Annotated in this window: 18 protein-coding genes; 6 read left to right on the top strand and 12 right to left on the bottom strand. The window is 47.6% G+C overall.

Features of this window, described 5'->3' with window-relative positions:
• Window positions 1-5: 5 nt before the first annotated feature.
• Entirely contained in the window at window positions 6-689 is a 684-nt protein-coding gene (radC, locus tag HMPREF0663_RS05955; RefSeq protein ID WP_187115897.1) for a RadC family protein, read from the top strand.
• On the opposite strand, the gene HMPREF0663_RS05950 is transcribed toward radC, so the two are convergent.
• Genes HMPREF0663_RS05950 through HMPREF0663_RS05930 form a run of 5 tightly spaced genes read right to left on the bottom strand, consistent with a single transcriptional unit; the run spans window position 690 to window position 6,507 of the window.
• Entirely contained in the window at window positions 690-1,775 is a 1,086-nt protein-coding gene (locus HMPREF0663_RS05950) for an ABC transporter permease (protein WP_004369401.1), read from the bottom strand. It abuts the gene before it with no gap.
• A complete protein-coding gene (locus HMPREF0663_RS05945) occupies window positions 1,776-2,861 on the bottom strand; it encodes an ABC transporter permease (RefSeq protein ID WP_004369400.1) in 1,086 nt (361 codons plus the stop codon).
• A gap of 2 nt (window positions 2,862-2,863) precedes the next feature.
• On the bottom strand, window positions 2,864-4,327 hold the full coding sequence (locus HMPREF0663_RS05940) for an ATP-binding cassette domain-containing protein (RefSeq protein ID WP_040560380.1): 1,464 nt from the start codon (window positions 4,325-4,327) through the stop codon (window positions 2,864-2,866).
• 5 nt (window positions 4,328-4,332) lie between these two features.
• On the bottom strand, window positions 4,333-5,226 hold the full coding sequence (locus HMPREF0663_RS05935; RefSeq protein WP_004369398.1) for an HlyD family secretion protein: 894 nt from the start codon (window positions 5,224-5,226) through the stop codon (window positions 4,333-4,335).
• A 9-nt stretch (window positions 5,227-5,235) separates the two neighbouring features.
• Window positions 5,236-6,507, bottom strand: a complete 1,272-nt coding sequence (locus HMPREF0663_RS05930) for a TolC family protein (RefSeq protein WP_016665494.1) — start codon at window positions 6,505-6,507, stop codon at window positions 5,236-5,238.
• 162 nt (window positions 6,508-6,669) lie between these two features.
• Here HMPREF0663_RS05930 and HMPREF0663_RS05925 point away from each other — a divergent pair, with 162 nt between their 5' ends.
• The 4 genes from HMPREF0663_RS05925 to HMPREF0663_RS05910 all read left to right on the top strand — a co-directional run bounded on the left by HMPREF0663_RS05925 (window position 6,670) and on the right by HMPREF0663_RS05910 (window position 10,207).
• Window positions 6,670-7,572, top strand: a complete 903-nt coding sequence (locus HMPREF0663_RS05925) for a helix-turn-helix domain-containing protein (RefSeq protein WP_004369396.1) — start codon at window positions 6,670-6,672, stop codon at window positions 7,570-7,572.
• 520 nt (window positions 7,573-8,092) lie between these two features.
• Window positions 8,093-8,872 (top strand): ZIP family metal transporter, encoded by a 780-nt coding sequence (locus HMPREF0663_RS05920; protein WP_004369395.1) that lies wholly within the window; start codon window positions 8,093-8,095, stop codon window positions 8,870-8,872.
• An 86-nt stretch (window positions 8,873-8,958) separates the two neighbouring features.
• Window positions 8,959-9,279, top strand: coding sequence for a metal-sulfur cluster assembly factor (locus HMPREF0663_RS05915; RefSeq protein WP_004369394.1), 321 nt, complete (start codon window positions 8,959-8,961; stop codon window positions 9,277-9,279).
• Window positions 9,280-9,442: 163 nt separating this feature from the next.
• Window positions 9,443-10,207 carry a UDP-2,3-diacylglucosamine diphosphatase gene (locus tag HMPREF0663_RS05910; RefSeq protein ID WP_004369393.1) on the top strand — a complete coding sequence of 255 codons (765 nt, stop codon included), beginning with the start codon at window positions 9,443-9,445 and terminating at the stop codon, window positions 10,205-10,207.
• A gap of 146 nt (window positions 10,208-10,353) precedes the next feature.
• On the opposite strand, the gene HMPREF0663_RS05905 is transcribed toward HMPREF0663_RS05910, so the two are convergent.
• A complete protein-coding gene (locus HMPREF0663_RS05905) occupies window positions 10,354-11,550 on the bottom strand; it encodes an acetate kinase (protein ID WP_016665493.1) in 1,197 nt (398 codons plus the stop codon).
• Between the two features lie 26 nt (window positions 11,551-11,576).
• Window positions 11,577-12,587: a phosphate acetyltransferase gene (gene pta / locus HMPREF0663_RS05900; RefSeq protein ID WP_004369391.1), complete on the bottom strand. Its 1,011-nt coding sequence runs from the start codon at window positions 12,585-12,587 to the stop codon at window positions 11,577-11,579.
• Between the two features lie 145 nt (window positions 12,588-12,732).
• Here pta and HMPREF0663_RS05895 point away from each other — a divergent pair, with 145 nt between their 5' ends.
• Complete coding sequence (locus tag HMPREF0663_RS05895; RefSeq protein WP_004369390.1) at window positions 12,733-14,490, top strand: GNAT family N-acetyltransferase; 1,758 nt, start codon at window positions 12,733-12,735, stop codon at window positions 14,488-14,490.
• Here HMPREF0663_RS05895 and cdaA read toward each other — a convergent pair.
• The 5 genes from cdaA to HMPREF0663_RS05870 all read right to left on the bottom strand — a co-directional run bounded on the left by cdaA (window position 14,487) and on the right by HMPREF0663_RS05870 (window position 19,324).
• On the bottom strand, window positions 14,487-15,260 hold the full coding sequence (gene cdaA / locus HMPREF0663_RS05890; protein ID WP_004369389.1) for a diadenylate cyclase CdaA: 774 nt from the start codon (window positions 15,258-15,260) through the stop codon (window positions 14,487-14,489). The two genes, HMPREF0663_RS05895 and cdaA, sit on opposite strands and share 4 nt — an antisense overlap.
• Window positions 15,261-15,309: 49 nt before the next feature.
• The gene (gene folP, locus HMPREF0663_RS05885; protein WP_004369388.1) at window positions 15,310-16,146 is read right to left on the bottom strand and encodes a dihydropteroate synthase; all 837 of its coding nucleotides are present in this window, start codon (window positions 16,144-16,146) and stop codon (window positions 15,310-15,312) included.
• Window positions 16,147-16,617: 471 nt separating this feature from the next.
• Window positions 16,618-17,124: a lipid-binding protein gene (locus HMPREF0663_RS05880; RefSeq protein ID WP_004369386.1), complete on the bottom strand. Its 507-nt coding sequence runs from the start codon at window positions 17,122-17,124 to the stop codon at window positions 16,618-16,620.
• 7 nt (window positions 17,125-17,131) lie between these two features.
• A complete protein-coding gene (locus HMPREF0663_RS05875) occupies window positions 17,132-17,827 on the bottom strand; it encodes a BT_2262 family domain-containing protein (protein ID WP_004369385.1) in 696 nt (231 codons plus the stop codon).
• Between the two features lie 24 nt (window positions 17,828-17,851).
• Window positions 17,852-19,324 carry a SusD/RagB family nutrient-binding outer membrane lipoprotein gene (locus tag HMPREF0663_RS05870; protein ID WP_004369384.1) on the bottom strand — a complete coding sequence of 491 codons (1,473 nt, stop codon included), beginning with the start codon at window positions 19,322-19,324 and terminating at the stop codon, window positions 17,852-17,854.
• Window positions 19,325-19,333 lie beyond the last annotated feature (9 nt).

Here is a 19,333-nt window from a genome sequence, read left to right as displayed (position 1 = left end):
AAACCATGAAACTATCTATCAATCAGTGGGCGGAAGAGGATAGACCGCGCGAAAAGCTCGAACATATCGGTGCTGCCAACCTCACAAACGCCGAACTCCTTGCCATACTGATAGGCTCTGGTTCTACGAACGAGAGTGCCGTAGACCTGATGAAGCGTATTCTGAATGATTGTAAAAACAACCTGAACACGCTGGGTAAGATGACCGTTGCCGAACTGCAACGCTACAAGGGTATGGGACCGGCCAAGGCAATTACTGTACTTGCCGCCTGCGAACTGGGCAAGCGACGGGCACGCGAGAAAGCTGAAGAGCGACAAGACCTTGGCTCTGCCAAGGCCATCTACGATTATATGCACCCGTTCATGCAAGACCTTGATGTGGAAGAATCATGGATTTTGCTCATGAACCAGAACTTCAAACTCATCAAAAGTATGAAACTGTCGCACGGAGGCATCAGCGAAACGGTCGTCGATGTGCGTGTCATCATTCGCGAAGCCGTCCTTGCAAATGCTACGGTTCTTGCACTTTGCCACAATCATCCGAGCAACAATGCCCTTTCGAGTGCCGAAGACGACCGGCTGACACAGCGTGTCAAAAAGGCTTGCGACATCATGCGTATCTACTTTCTCGACCATCTGATCATCACAGATGGCAGTTTTTATTCTTACAGAGAGCGCGGCCGCCTCTGATCAACTGTTCTTGCGATAACTCCACACTGCCCAACCACCCGTCGCCAATGCGAAAACAAACAGCACGGACAGCTGATATACAATGCTCGAAAAGCCGCCTCCGCGCACGAAGACAGTACGCATGCCGTCGATAAAATAATGCATCGGGTTCACAATCGTGATGGTCTGAGCCCAGTCGGGCATGCTCCTTACAGGTGTATACAGCCCGCTAAGCAGCATAAGGCAGACAACTATGAACCACATAACGAACATTGCCTGTTGCATGTTGTTACTGTAATTAGAGATAACGAGCCCGATTGCACTGAATATAAGTGCAAATAAGATCGACAGGAGGTATATCCAGAACAGATGCCCCTCGCATGTAATGCCGTAAACAGCCCATGAAAGCACGATACATGCCGTCATTACAAACACTCCGATGATCCAATAAGGTATGAGTTTCGACAGTATAAACGTCCATTTGCTCACGGGCGTCACGTTTATCTGCTCGATAGTGCCCGCTTCTTTCTCGCCTACAATATTCAAAGCCGGCAGAAATCCGCACATTAACATCAGTACAATACCCATCAAGGCAGGTATCATAAACACTTTATAGTCTAATTTCTTATTATATAGATTTAGTGTCGAAATCTTCTTTTCCAACGCTCCGATGTTCGTATTTTGCGTTGTACTTACGATACTCGTCATGTACGAAGCACCTATGGCGCCCTTGGTTCCGTTCACGGCGTTAGCTGCAATGAGCACAGGTGCACTACGCTTGGCAACAATATTGCGCTCATAATCTTTCGGTATCACGGTAACGATGTCGGCATCGCCGCTTTCTATGTCTTCCAAACCTTCGTCGTACGTCCCTTTCTGCCCGTTGAAAAGGAAGTAATTGCTGTATTCTATATCGTGCAAAAGGCGCCTCGAAAAGGTGGAATGATCATTGTCTACCACCGTTACGCGGATATTCTTCACCTCCATATTCATCACCCAAGGCATCACACACATGATTACTATCGGATATATGAGTACGAGTTTCGGCAGAAAGGCATTGCGCCTGAACTGTATAAACTCTTTCTGTATGAGATATTTCAGTATCATCTATTCCAAACGTTTTTTGAATTTAACAACCGAAACGGTAAGAAGTATCACCGCCATACCCGTCAACACGCACAGTTCTTTCCACAATTCGTTCACGCCGACTCCCATAATCATCAGTTTTCGCAAGGCTGAAATATACCATCGGGCGGGAATGATGAGCGAGACGTATTGCAATATTTCGGGCATACTCTCTATGGGAAAGAGCATTCCTGATAACAAAACGATGGGCAACAGCAACCCCATAGCCGACATGAGCAGTGCAACCAATTGCGTAGAAGCAATGGAACTGATGAGCAATCCCAACGATAAAGCCAGCATAATATAAATGAACGAGACGAGAAATATGTAGAACAAACTGCCTTCGAGCGGCACGCCGAGAACGAAAAACGACAGCAGCAGTATCGATATGAGCACCACGATCGCCAGCAACAGATAGGGTACGGTCTTAGCAACCACAATCATGAACGGTCTTACAGGGCTCACCAGCAGCACCTCCATTGTGCCTCTTTCTTTTTCGCGCACAATGCTTATCGACGTCATCATGGCACAAATGAGCATCAAAAGCATGCCCATAATGCCGGGAACAAAGTTGTATGCGCTCTTCATCTGCGGGTTATAAAGCATTTTCGTGCTAACGGAAGCCGCCGCAGAACCGCCTCCCATCGCCTGCATGACAATCATCCGTGCGTAGTTGGCATACTGTTGAGCCATGTTAGGATCGGCAGCATCGACGATTATCTGCACGCCCGAACCGCCACGAAAGCGGTTGTCAGCGAAACCGTTTCTAAATACAATCGCCATATCCGCATGCTGATTGCGTATCATCTGCTCTGCCTGTGCCGCCGTGCCTGCCGTTGCAACGATGTTGAAGTATTCGGCTGCCCCCAGCTCATCCGCCACACGTTGCGTAAAGTGGTCCATCGTAGCCGTTACAATCACCGTTCTTACGTTCCTTACATCGGTGCTGATAGCGAAACCGAAGAGCAACATCATCACGACAGGCATGCCGAACAGTATCAACATCGTGCGCCTGTCGCGCAGGATATGTCTCGATTCTTTAATGATAAATGCTATAAATGTTTTCATCGTTAATCGCTTTTTCGGGTGGATTGTCGTGCCAGAAAGGTAAACACATGATCCATATCGGGCTGGCGGAACTCCGTTTTCAGCTCTTGGGGCGTGCCCATAGCCCGGATTTTTCCGTCGACCATAATCGATATGCGGTCGCAATATTCGGCTTCATCCATATAATGCGTAGTCACAAACACCGTAATTCCCTGCCTTGCGGCATCGTAAATCAACTCCCAGAACTGCCGTCTCGTGGCGGGATCCACACCGCCTGTCGGCTCATCGAGGAACACCACATCGGGACGATGGAATATGCTGACCGAGAAAGCCAGCTTCTGTTTCCAGCCCAAAGGCAGGCTCTTTACCACCGTGTCCTTATGTTCAGCGAAGTCAAGTCGTGCCAACAGCTCTTCCGTACGGCGTTTTATCACCTTTTCCTTCATGCCGTAAATGCCGCCGAAAAGGCGTATGTTTTCGCTCACCGTAAGATCTTCGTACAACGAGAAGCGCTGGCTCATGTAACCGATATGCCTTTTAATCTGCTCATATTGCGTTGCAATGTCGAACCCCGCTACGGTTCCGCGCCCTTCTGTGGGCTGGTTAAGGCCCGTAAGCATATGCATTGCGGTGGTTTTACCGGCACCATTCGCCCCGAGGAAGCCGAAAATCTCGCCTTGTTTTACCGAGAAAGAGATGTCATCCACGGCATGGAACGTGCCGAAAGCCTTCACCAAATGCTCCACTTCTATAACGTTTTCTGTCTTATTCCGATGTTCTTCGTGCGCCAAAGGCGGCGGATTAAATACGTCGGCAAAGCGGTCGAGCACGTTATCTGCCGTGTCTATGCCCCGTATATGGCCATGATCGAGGTACGCAACGCGCTCGCATCGGCGTATTTCATCAAGGTAAGGCGTGGAAGCCATGATGGTTATGCCGCGTTCTTTCAGCATGGAGAGCATTTCCCAGAACTCTTTACGCGACACAGGATCGACACCTGTCGTCGGTTCATCGAGAAACAGCACGCTCGGACGGTGTACCAAAGCGCACGAAAGGGCGAGTTTCTGCTTCATACCTCCCGAAAGCGCTCCCGCTTTACGGTCTTTGAAAGGCTCTATCTGCGAGTAAATAGCCTTGATAGAATCATAACCTTCTTCCACCGTAGTGCCGAACAGCGTGGCGAAGAATACCAAATTCTCCTGCACAGAGAGGTCTTGATAGAGCGAAAAGCGGCCGGGCATGTAGCCTACACGCCTGCGGATGCCCTCCATTCCGGTCACTGTATCGAAGCCGTCTACGCTTGCCGTCCCTACTTCGGGCAGCAGCAAAGTGGCCAAAATGCGGAACATCGTGGTTTTGCCGGCACCGTCCGGGCCGATCAGACCGAACACTTCGCCCCGCTTTACGCCGAAAGAAACATCGTCGAGTGCGGCAAGCGAACCGTAATGTTTCGATACATGATTTACTTCTATAGCGTTCCCGTCCATATCGATCATAGCTTTACTTCGCCATACATGCCTATCTTCAGATAGCCGTCGTTGCGAACCGATATTTTTACAGCGTACACCAAATCGGCACGTTCATCATCTGTAAGGATGGTTTTCGGGGTAAATTCCGACTGCGAGGATATCCATGTAACGGTGCCGTCGTAGGTCTTCGTCAGGCCTTTACCATAGTCGCTCATCACCTTTACGTGCTGTCCGATCTTCACGTTCTGCAACTGTTCCGACGTAACATAGGCGCGGAGGAACATCTGTTTGGTATCTGCAACCTTGAAAAGCGGTTTACCTATTGTTACAAATTCGCCATCTTCCACGTATTTCTCGAGCACGCAACCCGTAACGGGCGACGAGATATGACACTTACGGAGCTGGTCTGCCAGCTCGCTCACCTGCGTATCGGTGGCATGCATCTGCCGGTCGAGGCTCTTATCGGTGGTCTGCAAGGTCGATATTTGTGCCTCCAGCTGCCGTTCCAACACATTTACACTGCTCACGGCATCATCGAGTGTCTTGCGCGGAGCGGCTCCATCGCGCACCAATTCGGTATATCTACGCTGCTCGAGCCGTGCCTTTTCCAACTGTTGGCGCATAGCTGCGACCTGTTTACGCATATCGGGTTTCTGACTTGCATATACCTCCTTAGCGGCTCCGAGCTGCCTGATACGCAGCGCAATCGGCACTGTATCTATCACGCCCACCTCGTTTCCCGCAACAAGATCGGCACCCTCGGTCACATCGAAGCGCAACAGACGACCGCTCTGTTCTGCATATACTGTCGTTTCAGTGGCCTCAAAGGTGCCCGTGGCATCATACTTATTCTCATTATTTCCGCATGCACCGAGCACAAACGCAGCTGCGAGCCATGCTATACTTTTCAGTTTCATATCTTATAATTATTTGTTGACTGTATATTTCAGATCGTACAAGGCCTTCAGCATCTCTATCTCGTGCGACGAGCATTGTATCTTGGCCGCATTCTCCGCATTGATTTCTTTCACAAGGTCGTTCACATCGATGATACCGTGAGCCAGTTTAGCCTCGGCAGACTTACGTATCTGCGAACGCAAAGAGATAATCTGCTCGTCGTCGGTCATGAGTTTGCGGTATCGGGAAATGGTCTCCTGTCCGCGTATCTGCTCCAGACGATTGTTGAAGAGAAATATGTCGCGGTTGTTTTCTGCCTGCTCTCGCTGCAACCGAACCTTTGCCTTATCGTTACGATGTGTATAAAGACTGCCGATATTCCATGTAAGACGCGCCCCTATAAGTCCGTTCAGCGTAAATTCACGGCTCATCATGTCGTGAAACATATTGTACCCGGGATAACCGTAATAGCCGGATGCGAACACACTCAGCTTGGGCAAAAGGTTCGAAACAAGCAGTTTTTCCTGCGAAGAGGCAAGGCGCAACTGCGTTTCCACCAACTTCAATTCGGGACGATCGTTGCCTTCGGGCATCACGGTGCTGGCAGGTTTCACCACTCCGTCGATATCTTTCCCGCAAAACGAAGACAACATGAGCAGATAACTGCGGCGCAACGACTGCAACGAGGTTTGCTGCTGACGGGCATTGAGCTGCTCGGCACGCACGTTGTTCAGGTCGCTTTCGGCCGCTACACCGCGGTTATACATGGCCGAAAGCTTCTTCTCAGACGACGAGAGCACCGTTTGAAGGTCGGCGTTCAGCCTAAGTTGTTCGTCTAAAAGCAACACCCCGAAGTAGAGTTCGTTCACCCTACCGCGCACAGCATACATATCTACGTCTGTCTGGGCGCCTTGTACTTCGCCTTGGAGGCGCGCCACACTCTTTTGGTTGCGTATGGTACCGCCATCGAACAGCATCTGATTTACGTCTATACCTATCTTATATTGATCTTTCTTCAGTCCCTCAACGGTGTAACCGTTCTGTCTCATCATGCCGGCAAGGGCATCCGGCAGGGCTGCAACACGGTTCTGCAGCGTTACCTGCGCCGTGGCAGACACCTGAGGCAGCCACCCTTTACCAAGATTGCTCACCGAATAGTCTACAGAGCGGGCAATCATATCGTACTTCTTTATTAGCGGATAGTTGGCTATAGCTGCCTTCTGACAGTCGTCGAGCGAGGTCTGCGCCTGCAATCCGGCGGCTGTAACCACGAAAACCGCAATCATCATCGATCTTTTCATATACATTTGTCTCCATTTTATCATGCTGCAAAGATAGACCGAAATACCAAACAAAGCATTATCTTTAAGTAGCCGTTTATGTTCTTTTTGTACGGCAAATGCGAAAAATACACCGAAATATGAAAGTTTTCATTATCTTTACAACCTAAAACCAAGTATTTTATGGATAAAACAGCCCCCAAACGAATGACTTTCGAGCTATTTCGAGAGATTGTACACCAAGCAACCGACAAGACACCCTCGCGACTGTATTTCGGTAAAGACTACGCCATTGCGCTCGACATGGTACGTGCCGTGGCCAATATCTCCCAAAACGGAGAACCGATGAGGATAGACGACATGCGCATAGGCATTATTACAAGCGGAGAGGCCGACGTTATTTTGAACCTGATACCGCACCATGTATCGGTGGGGACACTCGTGTTTATCGGCAGCGAGACCATCCTCCAAGTGAAGCGGAAGACAGATGATTTCAATCTCGAAGGCATCGCCATCACCGACGATCTGCTGAAAGTAATCATGCACGGCAGCATTCCGGCACCATTAGACCAACGCATTCAGGCATATACTTTCCGCCCCGATGAACAACAGCTGCGCCACTTCGACCGGCTGTTGCACCTTGCCTCCGACATCAGCAACAGCTATCAAGAAGAGTCGGCTATAGCATTAGACTTGCTAAGCGCCCTGTTTCATCTGTACGAACACATATACAAGAGTTGCCAGCACTACGGGGCAACGGAGAAATCGCGCGAGCGCGAGGTATTCGACCGGTTCATTTCGCTCGTCAACATTACCGCCGGAGAGGAGCGAAAACTGGCATATTACGCCGATAAACTGTACCTTTCGCAGCGTTATCTGGGCACTATTATCAATAAAGTGAGCGATGTAACGGCAAAAGAATGGATAGACCGCGCCGCTATAGCCAACATCAAGGTGCTGTTAAAGCATAGTAATCTGTCGATAAAACAGATTGCAGACCGTATGAGGTTTGCGAACGACAGCTTTTTCTGTAAGTATTTCAAGCGCTTGACGGGCATGACACCGGCACAATACCAACGGTTGTAAAAGCATATCCGCCTCAAACTATTGAAAACAGAAGCACAGTTCGGAGTGCTGTTTGCAACCTATTGCCTATAAACGCACTACAGCCATTTCCCCCAGACTGCACACTTAACAGCCTTAGACGATATGTTTAAGAGGTTTAAACGGGCACCCTAACGAATATAAATCTCATATCTGCCAGAAACAGTCAACACCTCTATTTCAGATAACCCCTTAAAGGAACATTGAAACACCTGTTCAGTTTTTTTACTACTTCGTCGTTCCGCCTCCGACAACGAGGATTCAGACAGGCCGAATGCCTACGCTATAGTTATTAATCACTCACCACTAATTATTATTCCTCCATCCAAACAAACCTCCTTTCCAATACCTATTCTCGCTCTACAGGGGAGAATTGGAATGGAGTAAAGCACCGAAGAAACTATTTCTTTCCTATATACTTCGGTAAAATTATCCACCTCTGTAGACTTTGCACAAGATTAATTTCGTATCTTTGTCGCAATAATAAAAATACAATAAATAAATGGATGGAGTAATACTCGCACTGCTTATTCCTTTTATCGGCACCACATTGGGCTCGGCATTCGTATTCTTTATGAAGAAACAGATGCCCGACAGGCTTCAAAAAACCTTGCTCGGATTTGCTTCGGGCATCATGGTAGCAGCCTCGGTGTGGTCGCTTCTCATACCAAGCATGGATATGTGTTCACCCATGGGCAGGGCTCGAGTGCTGCCGGCCACACTGGGTTTCATGCTCGGCATAGGCTTCTTGCTGCTCATAGACTTCGTTACACCGCACTTACACCTTGGGAATGCCACCCCTGAAGGGCCAAAGACGCACCTCTCGCGTACCACTATGTTGATGCTTGCCGTAACAATTCACAACATTCCGGAGGGTATGGCGGTGGGCGTGGTGATAGCCGGAGCCATGCAAAGCGGGCTGGGTATCTCTGCCGCAGCGGCCATGGCGATGTCGCTGGGCATAGCCATACAGAACGTACCGGAGGGAGCTATCATCTCTATGCCTATGAGGGCGGCGGGCAACAGCAGGATGAAATCGTTCATCATCGGTTCGTTGAGCGGTGCCGTAGAGCCTATCGGCGGCGGCTTGGTGATTGTTCTTGCGGCCATAATGACGCCTACTCTGCCTTACATGCTGTCGTTCGCAGCCGGTGCGATGTTCTATGTAGTGGTGGAAGAACTCATTCCTGAAGCATCGGAAGGCAAGCATAGCAACCTCAGCACCATCGGTTTTGCCATCGGCTTCGTAGTGATGATGGTGCTCGATGTGGTGTTGAGCTAAAATAAAACGCCGTTTTCTTTGGAGAACAGCATAAATATGTTATCTTTGTAGAAAGGAGCTATCCCATAAATACAAGACAAATTCAAATGACACAAGAAGAAAAAACAGCAATAGAAGAGCGTATCGTAGACGTTCTGCATACGGTTTATGATCCCGAGATACCGGTAAATATCTACGATCTCGGTATGATTTACAAGGTTGACGTGCAGGAAAACGGCAACGTGGATTTGGATATGACGTTCACATCCCCGAGTTGTCCTGCGGCTGACTTCATACTCGAAGACGTGCGTTCGAAAGTTGAAAGCGTGGAAGGTGTTACGTCTGCCAACGTTAATCTTGTATTCGAACCGGAATGGGACCAGAGCATGATGAGCGAAGAAGCGCGGGTGGAACTCGGTTTCGCGTAGACATTGCTGATTTTGAATGCCGACTTAGGAGCCATAAGTTATCGTCTCGCGACAGATTAATTCGTAATTCACAATTCATTGTTCATAATTTAACGATCGCAAAGCTGCTTTTCAATATTCATAACTCTTACTCCCTAATCCTCCTAACTCCTAACTCAAAATTATGAAGAATATTTATTTTCTTTCGGATGCCCACTTAGGTTCTTGGGCCGTAGAGCACAGGCGCACGCAGGAAAGACGCTTGGTACGCTTCTTGGACAGTATAAAGGGGAAAGCTGCAGCTATCTATCTGCTCGGCGATATGTTCGATTTTTGGAACGAATACAGGTATGTTGTGCCGAAAGGGTTTACGCGGTTTTTAGGCAAGATCAGCGAAATAACCGATATGGGGGTAGAGGTTCATTTCTTTACAGGCAATCATGATCTGTGGACTTACGGCTATCTGGAGGAGGAATGCGGGGTGATACTCCACCGTAAACCCGTCACTGTGGAGATTTACGATAAGGTTTTCTATCTTGCACATGGTGATGGTTTGGGCGATCCGGATAATAAATTCAAGTTCTTGCGTAAGGTTTTTCATAACCGAACCTGCCAGCGTATGTTCAATGCCATACATCCCCGTTGGGGCATGTGGCTCGGTCTGAATTGGGCAAAGCACAGCAGATTGAAGCGTGCCGACGGCAAAGAAGTGCCGTATTTGGGCGAAGACAGGGAATATCTGGTGCGTTATACGAAGGAATACATGAAGACTCATCGCGATATAGACTTCTTTATCTACGGACACCGCCACATAGAACTCGACTTGATGCTAAGCCGTAAGAGCCGTATACTGATACTCGGCGACTGGATTTGGCAGTTCACATACGCGGTATTCGACGGAGAACACATGTTCTTAGAGCAATATATCGAGGGTGAAAGCAAGCCCTAATCTGTTTTCCACTCCTTAACGAAAGCGGAAGAAACAGTGTATTGAGCAAGAAAAGAGGGAAAATAAATTAAAAATATCCTCTGAACAAAGGAAATAAAAAGAGGCGATCCGGAACACGGACCGCCTCTTTTTTTGAATAAGGTGGACTATTTCTTAACCAAAGCCATGGTATCTCGGGCAATTACAATCTCCTCGTCGGTGGGCACCACGCATACTGTAACCTTGGAATCAGGTGCAGATATGATCGCTTCTTTGCCACGTACTTCGTTTGCATGGGCATCCATCTTCACTCCGATGAACTCTAAATCGGAGCAAGCCGCAAGACGTGTGCCGATTTGGTTTTCTCCTACGCCAGCCGTCCATACTATTATATCCACGCCACCCATGGCAGCTGCATAAGCTCCGATGTATTTCTTGATGCGATAGTTATACATATTAAGCGCCAGAATTGCACGCTCATTGCCCTCTTTAGCGGCATCTTCGATCTCACGCATATCCGAAGAAATATGGGTAATTCCCAGAACTCCGCTCTCTTTATTTAGGTATTCGGCCATTTCTTGCGGCTGTTTGCCGAGCTTTTCCATCAGGTATGTCACCGCTGAAGGATCGATGTCGCCCGAACGAGAGCCCATCATAAGACCGGCAAGCGGGGTAAGTCCCATCGACGTATCTACGCACTTGCCGAACTTAACGGCAGAAACAGAAGCGCCGTTACCGATATGACAGGTAATTATGCGTTGCGTCTTGATGTCTCGACCAAGCATTTCACATACACGATGCGATACATATCGGTGACTTGTACCGTGGAAACCGTAACGACGAACGTGGAAATTCTCGTACAATTCATAGGGTATAGCGTAGAGATACGCATAGTCTGGCATGGTTGCATGGAACGCATTGTCGAACACGCACACCTGTGGAGTGCCGGGCATCAGGGCATCTACCGCACGAATACCGCGCAGATGTCCCGCATTGTGTACGGGAGCAAGGTCGCAAAGGCTTTCTATTCCCGCCTCTACTTGCTTATCCACGATGACACTCTTCTCATATAAATCGCCGCCTTGCACTACACGATGGCCCACTGCATCAATCTCCTCAAGGTCTTTAATGGCGCCTATTTCGGGATCGAGCAGGCATTTGAACACGAAATTTACGCCCTCCTTATGGTCGGGCATGTCGTGCATAATGACCTTTTTCTCACCGCTCGGCAACGTTATTTTGATAAAAGCCTCGTCGAGTCCGATACGTTCAACGCCGCCTTGTGCCAACACTGATTCGTCTTCCATATCATACAATTTGTATTTGATGGAAGAGCTACCACAGTTCAATACTAATATCTTCATATCTGTTTCTTTGAAATAAGGAATGATTACTTCTTTGCTTCTTGCGCTTGACAGGCTGTAATTGCCACCATATAATATATATCGTCGACAGAACACCCGCGACTCAAATCGTTTACGGGGCGCGCTATTCCCTGAAGAATTGGCCCGATGGCAATGGCATTACCAAGACGTTGCACCAATTTATAACCGATATTGCCCACCTCAAGGTTAGGAACAACCAGCACATTGGCATTGCCTGCGATGGCACTTCCCGGGGCCTTCTTCTGCCCTACCGACGGAACAAGAGCGGCATCGGCCTGCAATTCACCGTCTATTTTCAGTTCCGGTGCCCGTTGTTTGGTCAGTCTGGTGGCTTCAACCACCTTATCTACCACCTCATGACTGGCACTCCCTTTGGTCGAGAAACTCAACATAGCCACGCGAGGCTCGGCAAATCCCGCCACGCACTGTGCCGTATGTGCCGTACAGATAGCTATCTGAGAAAGCTGATCCGCATCGGGCATCGGTGTTACAGCTACGTCTCCCATGACAATGATGCCGTCTTCACCGTACTGTTTTGCCTCGGTTATCAGCAACATAGCACCGCTTACACAGGTGATACCCGGTGCGCATTTGATGATCTGAAGGGCAGGGCGCAGCGTCTCACCCGTAGTGCTAAGCGCACCGGATATCTGTCCATCAGCCCCTTCAGTCTTGATAATCATGCACCCAAGGTACAAAGGATTTTTCACAAGTTCACGAGCTTGTTCGATCGTCATGCCCTTCTTCTTGCGCAACTCAGCCAACAAAGCGGCGTAATCCTCGCTCTTGGGATTGTTCAAAGGATCGATAATAGTCGCCTTACCGATATTTTTAAGGTCCCAAGCCTCGGCAAGTTTATGAATTTCATTGGGGTTCCCGATAAGAATAATGTCTGCTATATCGTCGGCCAATGCACGGTCGGCAGCCTTCAAAGTGCGTTCTTCTGTTGCTTCGGGGAGTATAATGCGTTGCTTATCTGCCTTGGCCCGTGCAACTATTTGCTGTAATAAATCCATCGTTTGTTATATTATTGTATAATTATCTATAAAGAAGACAATTGTAATTCGTACTTTGCAAAAGTAACAAATTAAATCGACATCGTAATTGTTTATCCGATAAAAATTTATAATTTTGCCCATCTATCAAGGTTATACATACTATATGATAAAGTTTAAAGACCTATCTACGGCGGATAAAGATACCATACAAAGTTATACTTTGTACGGCGAAAGGCAAAATTGCGACCTTTCTTTCGCAAATCTCATCAGCTGGAAATTCCTCTACAGTACCCAGTTCGCCATCGTAGACAATTATCTTGTCTTCCGCTTTTATACCGGTCATCATCTTGCCTACATGATGCCAATACCGAAACCCACACGGGCCGAAGACGGCACACTTAGGGTTGTGCCCTGCGACGAGTGCTCTGTAAACGTTATCAAAGCCATACGCAACGACTCTATTGCCATGGGGCATCCGTTCCTGATGATGGGTGTATGCAACTATATGACAGACCTTATCGAAGATGCATTCCCCGATACCTTCGAGATAAAGCCCGACAGAGATTATGCAGACTATATATATACCCGCGATAAACTGACGAATTTATCGGGTAAGAAGCTGCAAAGTAAGCGCAACCATATCAATAAATTCAAGACATTATACCCTAATTACGAATATAGAGCCCTTACTCAAGAGATGATTCCGGAATGTATAAGGCTCGAACAGCAATGGCGCAACAAGGCTCAAGACGACAGGAGTTACGATCAGAGCATAGACTCGGAGCTGCGATCGATGACACGCGCTTTCCACAGATGGGACAGATTAGACCTGACAGGAGGCACAATATGGGTGGAAGGGCAATTGATTGCTTTCACTTTCGGGTGCCCCATCAACCAATCAACTTTCGATGTATGCGTAGAAAAGGCCGACACAACCTACGAAGGAGCCTTCGCCATCATCAATCAAGAGTTTGTTAAACACCTGCCGGAGCAGTATTTTTACATCAACAGAGAGGAGGATATGGGCGAAGAGGGACTGCGTTATGCCAAGCTATCCTACAAACCCGACATTCTTTTAGAGAAGAACAACGTCACCGAAAAATATCCTTTGGCACAGTTCGAAGACCAGCAAAGGATAAAGAAAGAGACAAAACAACTGTGGAAGACGGTATTCAACGACTCGGAAGAGTTTATGGATATGTACTTCGAACGGGTGTTCAAGAGTGAATACAACACCACTTGTCAGATAGAAGGCCGTGTGGTGGCAGCCCTACAAACACTGCCTTACACGCTACTTTACCACGGGCACGAGGTAAAGACAGCCTATATAAGCGGCGTAAGTGTAGAACCAGCACACAGAAAACAGGATGTCGGTAACAGTCTGATGCACCAAATGCACTTCGACATTTTCCATAAAGGCGTGGTATTTGCCTCGCTCATCCCTGCTGAGAAATGGCTCTACGACTGGTACGGCAAGTGCGGATATGCGCAAGAGATTACATGTACGCCGCCTATCGACGACGTTAAAGGCATGCCGTTTGCCCAATACGACCGATGGCAACGCCAAAAAGACTGCATACTTCTCCATACAGAAGAGCAATGGCAGACGGTTCAAGAAGATATCCGCATCGCCGGTGCCGATTACAAGCCCGCCACAATGTCCATAGAAGCCATGATCAGAGTGATAAATGCCGAGAAAGCATTGGCTCTTTATGCTCTGCAGCACCCGCAGGCGGCATGTTCTATCCGCATACAAGATGATGACGACATCCCGATGAACAATGCCTATTACCGATTGGCAGAAGGTAAAGTAACGAAAACCGATGAGCCCGACGAACTTGCCACGAAGATGGATATTCGCCAATTGGCATCTTTCATCTTCAAAGACGAGCATGCCGAAATGAACCTGATGCTCAACTAAGCATACATCTCCTTAGTAAGAATGCTCTCAAGTTCCTCGGCCGACAGGCGTAAACGGAACTCTCCCTTAATTGCAACGCTGATGCGTCCGGTCTCTTCAGACACCACGATAGCGATAGCATCAGAACTTTGCGATATTCCCATGGCCGCACGATGCCGCAAACCGAGTTCTTTAGGAATATCGAGGTTATGAGATACGGGCAGAATACATCCCGCCGCCTCGATACGTTTTTTGGCTATAATTATGGCACCATCGTGAAGCGGTGAGTTTTTAAAGAATATATTCTCGATGAGGCGCTGGTTTATTTTGGCGTCGATCAGGTCGCCTGTGTCGACAATATCCTCGAGCGGAGCGCCACGTTCTATCACTATAAGCGCCCCAACCTTATTCTTTGCCATGCTCATACAGGCCATTACGATGGGCATAATGGTCTCCTTGTCCTCTAATTCCTCCTTTGTTTCGGAAGAAAAGAACCGAGTTAACGCCTTAAAACGTTGATGTGCGCCCAGTTGATAGAGAAACTTCCGTATTTCTTCTTGGAAGAGAATGATGAGTCCGATTACTCCAACGCTCACAAGTTTATCCATTATCGATCCTAAAAGGCGCATTTCGAGTATCTGACTTACGAAGAGCCACACCAATACGAATACCATAATACCGATAAAGACGTTGAGCGAGCGGCTCTCTTTCATCAGACGATAGATGTAATAGAGCATTAAAGCTACAAGAAAAATATCGATAACATCTTTTATTCCAAAATCAAAAGGCATATCGTTCTATTTTTAATCGTTGTAAAGTTTTAGAGGCAGTGCTGCCGGCCTACATATCTGCCGTCGACATTTTATAATATAAATTCACCGATTCTACAGCTTCTTTCACATCGTGTACACGCAAAATGCCGGCCCCTTTCATCAAAGATATGGCATTAAGCACGGATGTACCGTTAAGAGACGTTGCAGGATCGCCGCCAAGAAGTCTATAAATCATGCTTTTGCGCGATATCCCAACAAGCACGGGCAACCCGAATATCTGCAGTCGGTCTATCTGCCGAAGCAATCGGTAATTCTGTTCGAGCGTTTTGCCGAAACCGAATCCGGGATCAAGAATGATATCCTTAACACCTAAATCGCGTAATCTTTGAACTTCATCCGCAAAGGATATCATCATTGTTTCGAGTGTTGGCTTCACCGACATCAAGATATAAGGCACCTGCAAGCGGGCTACAGTTTCGAACATATTACCATCTTCGTGGATCGGAGTATTCACAATACCCGTCAAGCCACCCTCCGAAACATCGTTGATGATATCGGCTCCCCACTCTTCTACGCACCGGCGTGCCACACATGGGCGGTAAGTGTCTACGGAAATTACGGCATCGGGTTGCTCCCTACGCACGATACGAAGCGCCTCGCGTAACCTTTCGCTTTCCTCGGTCTCGGAAACTTCGACCGCTCCCGGGCGTGTGGAAAAGGCTCCCACATCGATCATAGCACCGCCATCGGCAACAATTTGGTTCGCTCTGTCGGCAATCTCCCGCTCCGTCTGCTTGCGACTACCCGCATAAAACGAGTCGGGCGTTACGTTCAGAATACCCATCACCAACGGCTTTTCAAAACTTATAAGCCGGCCGCGCACATTAATTGTGTAGTTCGTCATATCACTTTTCCGCGTTTCTTCGATAGGCAAAGATACGAAAAAAAAACAGTATATGCCGGTCTTTCGGATTAAATAACCTAAAAACAGGTTGCACTCTCCTGCGCGAGGTTTATCTTACGTAAAAGACACCCGCTGCACCAGTCAGCAACAGGTCGTCTATCCGATACTCGTACATGGTACATCTGTCGGTGTTATACACACAAGATATCGTGCATAGACATTATACCTATGCCAAGAAAAAGAAATGTTCTGTAATGAAAAAATGCCGACATACCACACGAAAAGGCGGCATATCGGCAGAGCAATCAGGACTATAAAAAGAAATCCTCTCGCCAAAAAAGGGTGACGGCATTCACACGCAAACACCCTTCAGACGAGAGAGATTTAAAATAAATAACTGATGTCTTGATTTTATATATTTACAAAATGCAGGATTATCAGAGTTTTATCTACCTGTGTTCACAACGTTTGTCAGCGCAAGAAGCCCGTATAACGCTGTCCGGCTATGCGGTATGTCTTGTTTGAAGTATCGTCGCTGAACTTCACTTCGAACACTATGCTGTCGTTGGGAGCTCCATGCAGATTGGTCGCAGCTCCTTTTAAGACCTTTCCGTTCGTAATAACGGCAGTAGCATCCGAATTATCAGAGGCGTTATAATCAGTGTCTACGCAGGAAAAAGCCATGTTCTGCAGGTCTACATTGACCTTCATTTTAAAGTTCCAAAAGTTCCCTTTGTCGTTTATCCACATCTCCGTGGTGTTATTGGCAGCCGTATTATAGGTAATTAAAGTAAAGGTATCGGCCTCTTTTGCCAACACTGTTCCGCTTGCATCTATGGAATAGGCCGCCACATCCCACTGTCCGGCCATGTCGACAAGTTGAGTTGCTCCCGGATCAGTATCGGAATTATCGCAACTAACAATACAAAGAGAGAATACAAAAGCTGCGAAAAACGTCATTAAATATTTCTTGTTCATGATTTATCTATTTTTTAAGTATTACATGAAATTCCATTCCGGCATAAGGAGCCATGTAAGATATGACGCCTGTTTGCGGAGTATAGGTTCCACTGAAGCCGTCGTCGAGCGAGTCGCCCCAGCCGCTTAAGAAACTCGAAAGCGCCGTAAGCGAGTTATCGGCATTCAGACTAAAGTAGCCGGTAAGGGCGTATGCCGCACCATATCCCGATCGCTGATCGTAGTACCCGCCAAGGAAATCGCTGATATGGAATACACCATCGGCGGCTTTACTTATCTCTATCTTGTAACCGCTATATGGAGTTTGTGTGCCCCTACGCAGACGATACGAGCCTTCTTGTAACACATAAGTGCCCGAAAGATCGGTAGTAATGGTGGAATTATACACAATTACCGTACGTGTTACCGACTTGCTGAAGCCGTCTGTATTGGCTGCAGAATAGGTAACCGGATAAACTCCGACCTTCGTAGCATCTACCTCGCCCTCCACTTTCACTTTGTCAGTGACATCCGTCGTACCTTCTAAAGCCGTAAAACCGGGATCAGTGTAGCTGCTTCCTACAGATACGGTATAGACACTTCCTCCTTTCAGGTTTATCGTTACATAGTTGGTGATACGAGAGTCGGTGTATTCATCGTCGCCACACGCACCGGCAGAAAGCAGCACCAAGGCTGCAAGCATGCTATATAATATCTTTTTCATATTGCTTTCTTGTTATTATGTTCGTTACTTCACATCCCACCATACTGGCTTATCGGCCGATATTGCTGCCGGAGTATTGGGATTGTACTGCGATGCATTGTAGGGGAAATACATACGTTTTACCAAAACACCTGCGCCAAGGGCATTGACTGCGGGCGAAATAAGTTCGCCTGCGGTATAAACAGAGGGATCTGTTTTAATCTCGGCTGCCGTAGCTGTAGAAACTTTCGGTACGTCCGTACGGCGCTGTTCGCTCCATGCTTCCATGTGATCCATGTAGAACAATGCCGCCCATTTCTGCATATATATCAGATTGAGCTTGTCGGTAACGGTACCGGCAGTAGACCATGCCACTGCTCCATTATACAAATCGGAAGCTCCTGTTAACCCTCTGGCCTCGAAATCGGCCTTTATAGCGTCCTCATAAGCCTGCTTTGCCGCCGCATCATTGCTGTTGAAACGTAGCTGCACCTCGGCAATAAGAAACTGAAGTTCGGCTTGCGTGAAGAAATAAACGGGCTTCGTGGCATAATAGTTCAACTCACTGACATCTTTATTTTTAATGTCATTGAACGCATATTTGGTAGCAGGAAGCGCACCGGCATACGATCCGGAAGCGGTAGCCTTGGCAAATCCGTAAGCCATACGCTGGGTATCGCCGGTCTTGGTAAGATAGCTAACGATGGCATAGCCGGCACAATGGTTGGTTGTATTGAGATTTACCTTATTTGTAGAGTACCAAGGATTGCGACGGTCGGCCTCATCTTTATAGTTATCGAACTTGAAATCACCTGTAAAAAACTCATTCTGTGCTACTAAAGCCTTAGCCTTGGTAGTATATTCGGAAGCATTAATACCAGCATCTATAAAACGTAAGTACATCCGAAGTCGCAATGCGTTGGCAAAACCCTTCCACTGAGTAAGGTTCTTGGCCGCAATCATGTCGGTACATGTAATGGTCTCGTCGGTTATCAGGCTTTCTACCGAGTCCATCTCGTTGAGTATACCCTCATAAACGCTTTGTCCGTCATCCCATTTGGGCGCTGTATTTCCATTACCCTTTAGAGCTTCCGTGTATGGAGCCTGATCCCAATTGTCTACAGCAAGCTGAAAACACAAAGCACGCAACGTGGTTGCCATAAATTTATCGGCACCTGTAGTGGCATTCGACTTCAATATATCTTCCAAATCCTCTAATGCTACGGCATATAACATGGCATAACTGCGGTCAAGAACAGCCGAAGACTGCGTGAACATATAACGAACTAAATCTTTATATTGTTCGGATTCCGGCATTTGGTCATAATATTGCACAAAGAAACCGGCAGGATTATACATGCCGTCACCAATAACAGTTGCAATCGCATTCTGTGCCGATGGCATGACTAACGCAGGTGTTGCTGACAAAGGATGGTTCGGATCATCATTTATATCCAAACTGCAACTGGTGAATGCTGCCATTACGACAACCATCGCATATAATAATATCTTTTTCATATCTTCAAA

The organism is Hoylesella oralis ATCC 33269 (assembly GCF_000185145.2).
In the GTDB taxonomy this organism is placed as follows: domain Bacteria; phylum Bacteroidota; class Bacteroidia; order Bacteroidales; family Bacteroidaceae; genus Prevotella; species Prevotella phocaeensis.
The sequence above is the reverse complement of the archived record's forward strand: the minus strand, read 5'-3'. Positions and strand labels throughout refer to the sequence as shown.

Coding starts and splice junctions, on each gene's coding strand:
- radC (WP_187115897.1), top strand. CDS start 6: ATGAAACTATCTATCAATCAGTGGGCGGAAGAGGATAGACCGCGCGAA.
- HMPREF0663_RS05950 (WP_004369401.1), bottom strand. CDS start 1,775: ATGATACTGAAATATCTCATACAGAAAGAGTTTATACAGTTCAGGCGC.
- HMPREF0663_RS05945 (WP_004369400.1), bottom strand. CDS start 2,861: ATGAAAACATTTATAGCATTTATCATTAAAGAATCGAGACATATCCTG.
- HMPREF0663_RS05940 (WP_040560380.1), bottom strand. CDS start 4,327: ATGGACGGGAACGCTATAGAAGTAAATCATGTATCGAAACATTACGGT.
- HMPREF0663_RS05935 (WP_004369398.1), bottom strand. CDS start 5,226: ATGAAACTGAAAAGTATAGCATGGCTCGCAGCTGCGTTTGTGCTCGGT.
- HMPREF0663_RS05930 (WP_016665494.1), bottom strand. CDS start 6,507: ATGAAAAGATCGATGATGATTGCGGTTTTCGTGGTTACAGCCGCCGGA.
- HMPREF0663_RS05925 (WP_004369396.1), top strand. CDS start 6,670: ATGGATAAAACAGCCCCCAAACGAATGACTTTCGAGCTATTTCGAGAG.
- HMPREF0663_RS05920 (WP_004369395.1), top strand. CDS start 8,093: ATGGATGGAGTAATACTCGCACTGCTTATTCCTTTTATCGGCACCACA.
- HMPREF0663_RS05915 (WP_004369394.1), top strand. CDS start 8,959: ATGACACAAGAAGAAAAAACAGCAATAGAAGAGCGTATCGTAGACGTT.
- HMPREF0663_RS05910 (WP_004369393.1), top strand. CDS start 9,443: ATGAAGAATATTTATTTTCTTTCGGATGCCCACTTAGGTTCTTGGGCC.
- HMPREF0663_RS05905 (WP_016665493.1), bottom strand. CDS start 11,550: ATGAAGATATTAGTATTGAACTGTGGTAGCTCTTCCATCAAATACAAA.
- pta (WP_004369391.1), bottom strand. CDS start 12,587: ATGGATTTATTACAGCAAATAGTTGCACGGGCCAAGGCAGATAAGCAA.
- HMPREF0663_RS05895 (WP_004369390.1), top strand. CDS start 12,733: ATGATAAAGTTTAAAGACCTATCTACGGCGGATAAAGATACCATACAA.
- cdaA (WP_004369389.1), bottom strand. CDS start 15,260: ATGCCTTTTGATTTTGGAATAAAAGATGTTATCGATATTTTTCTTGTA.
- folP (WP_004369388.1), bottom strand. CDS start 16,146: ATGACGAACTACACAATTAATGTGCGCGGCCGGCTTATAAGTTTTGAA.
- HMPREF0663_RS05880 (WP_004369386.1), bottom strand. CDS start 17,124: ATGAACAAGAAATATTTAATGACGTTTTTCGCAGCTTTTGTATTCTCT.
- HMPREF0663_RS05875 (WP_004369385.1), bottom strand. CDS start 17,827: ATGAAAAAGATATTATATAGCATGCTTGCAGCCTTGGTGCTGCTTTCT.
- HMPREF0663_RS05870 (WP_004369384.1), bottom strand. CDS start 19,324: ATGAAAAAGATATTATTATATGCGATGGTTGTCGTAATGGCAGCATTC.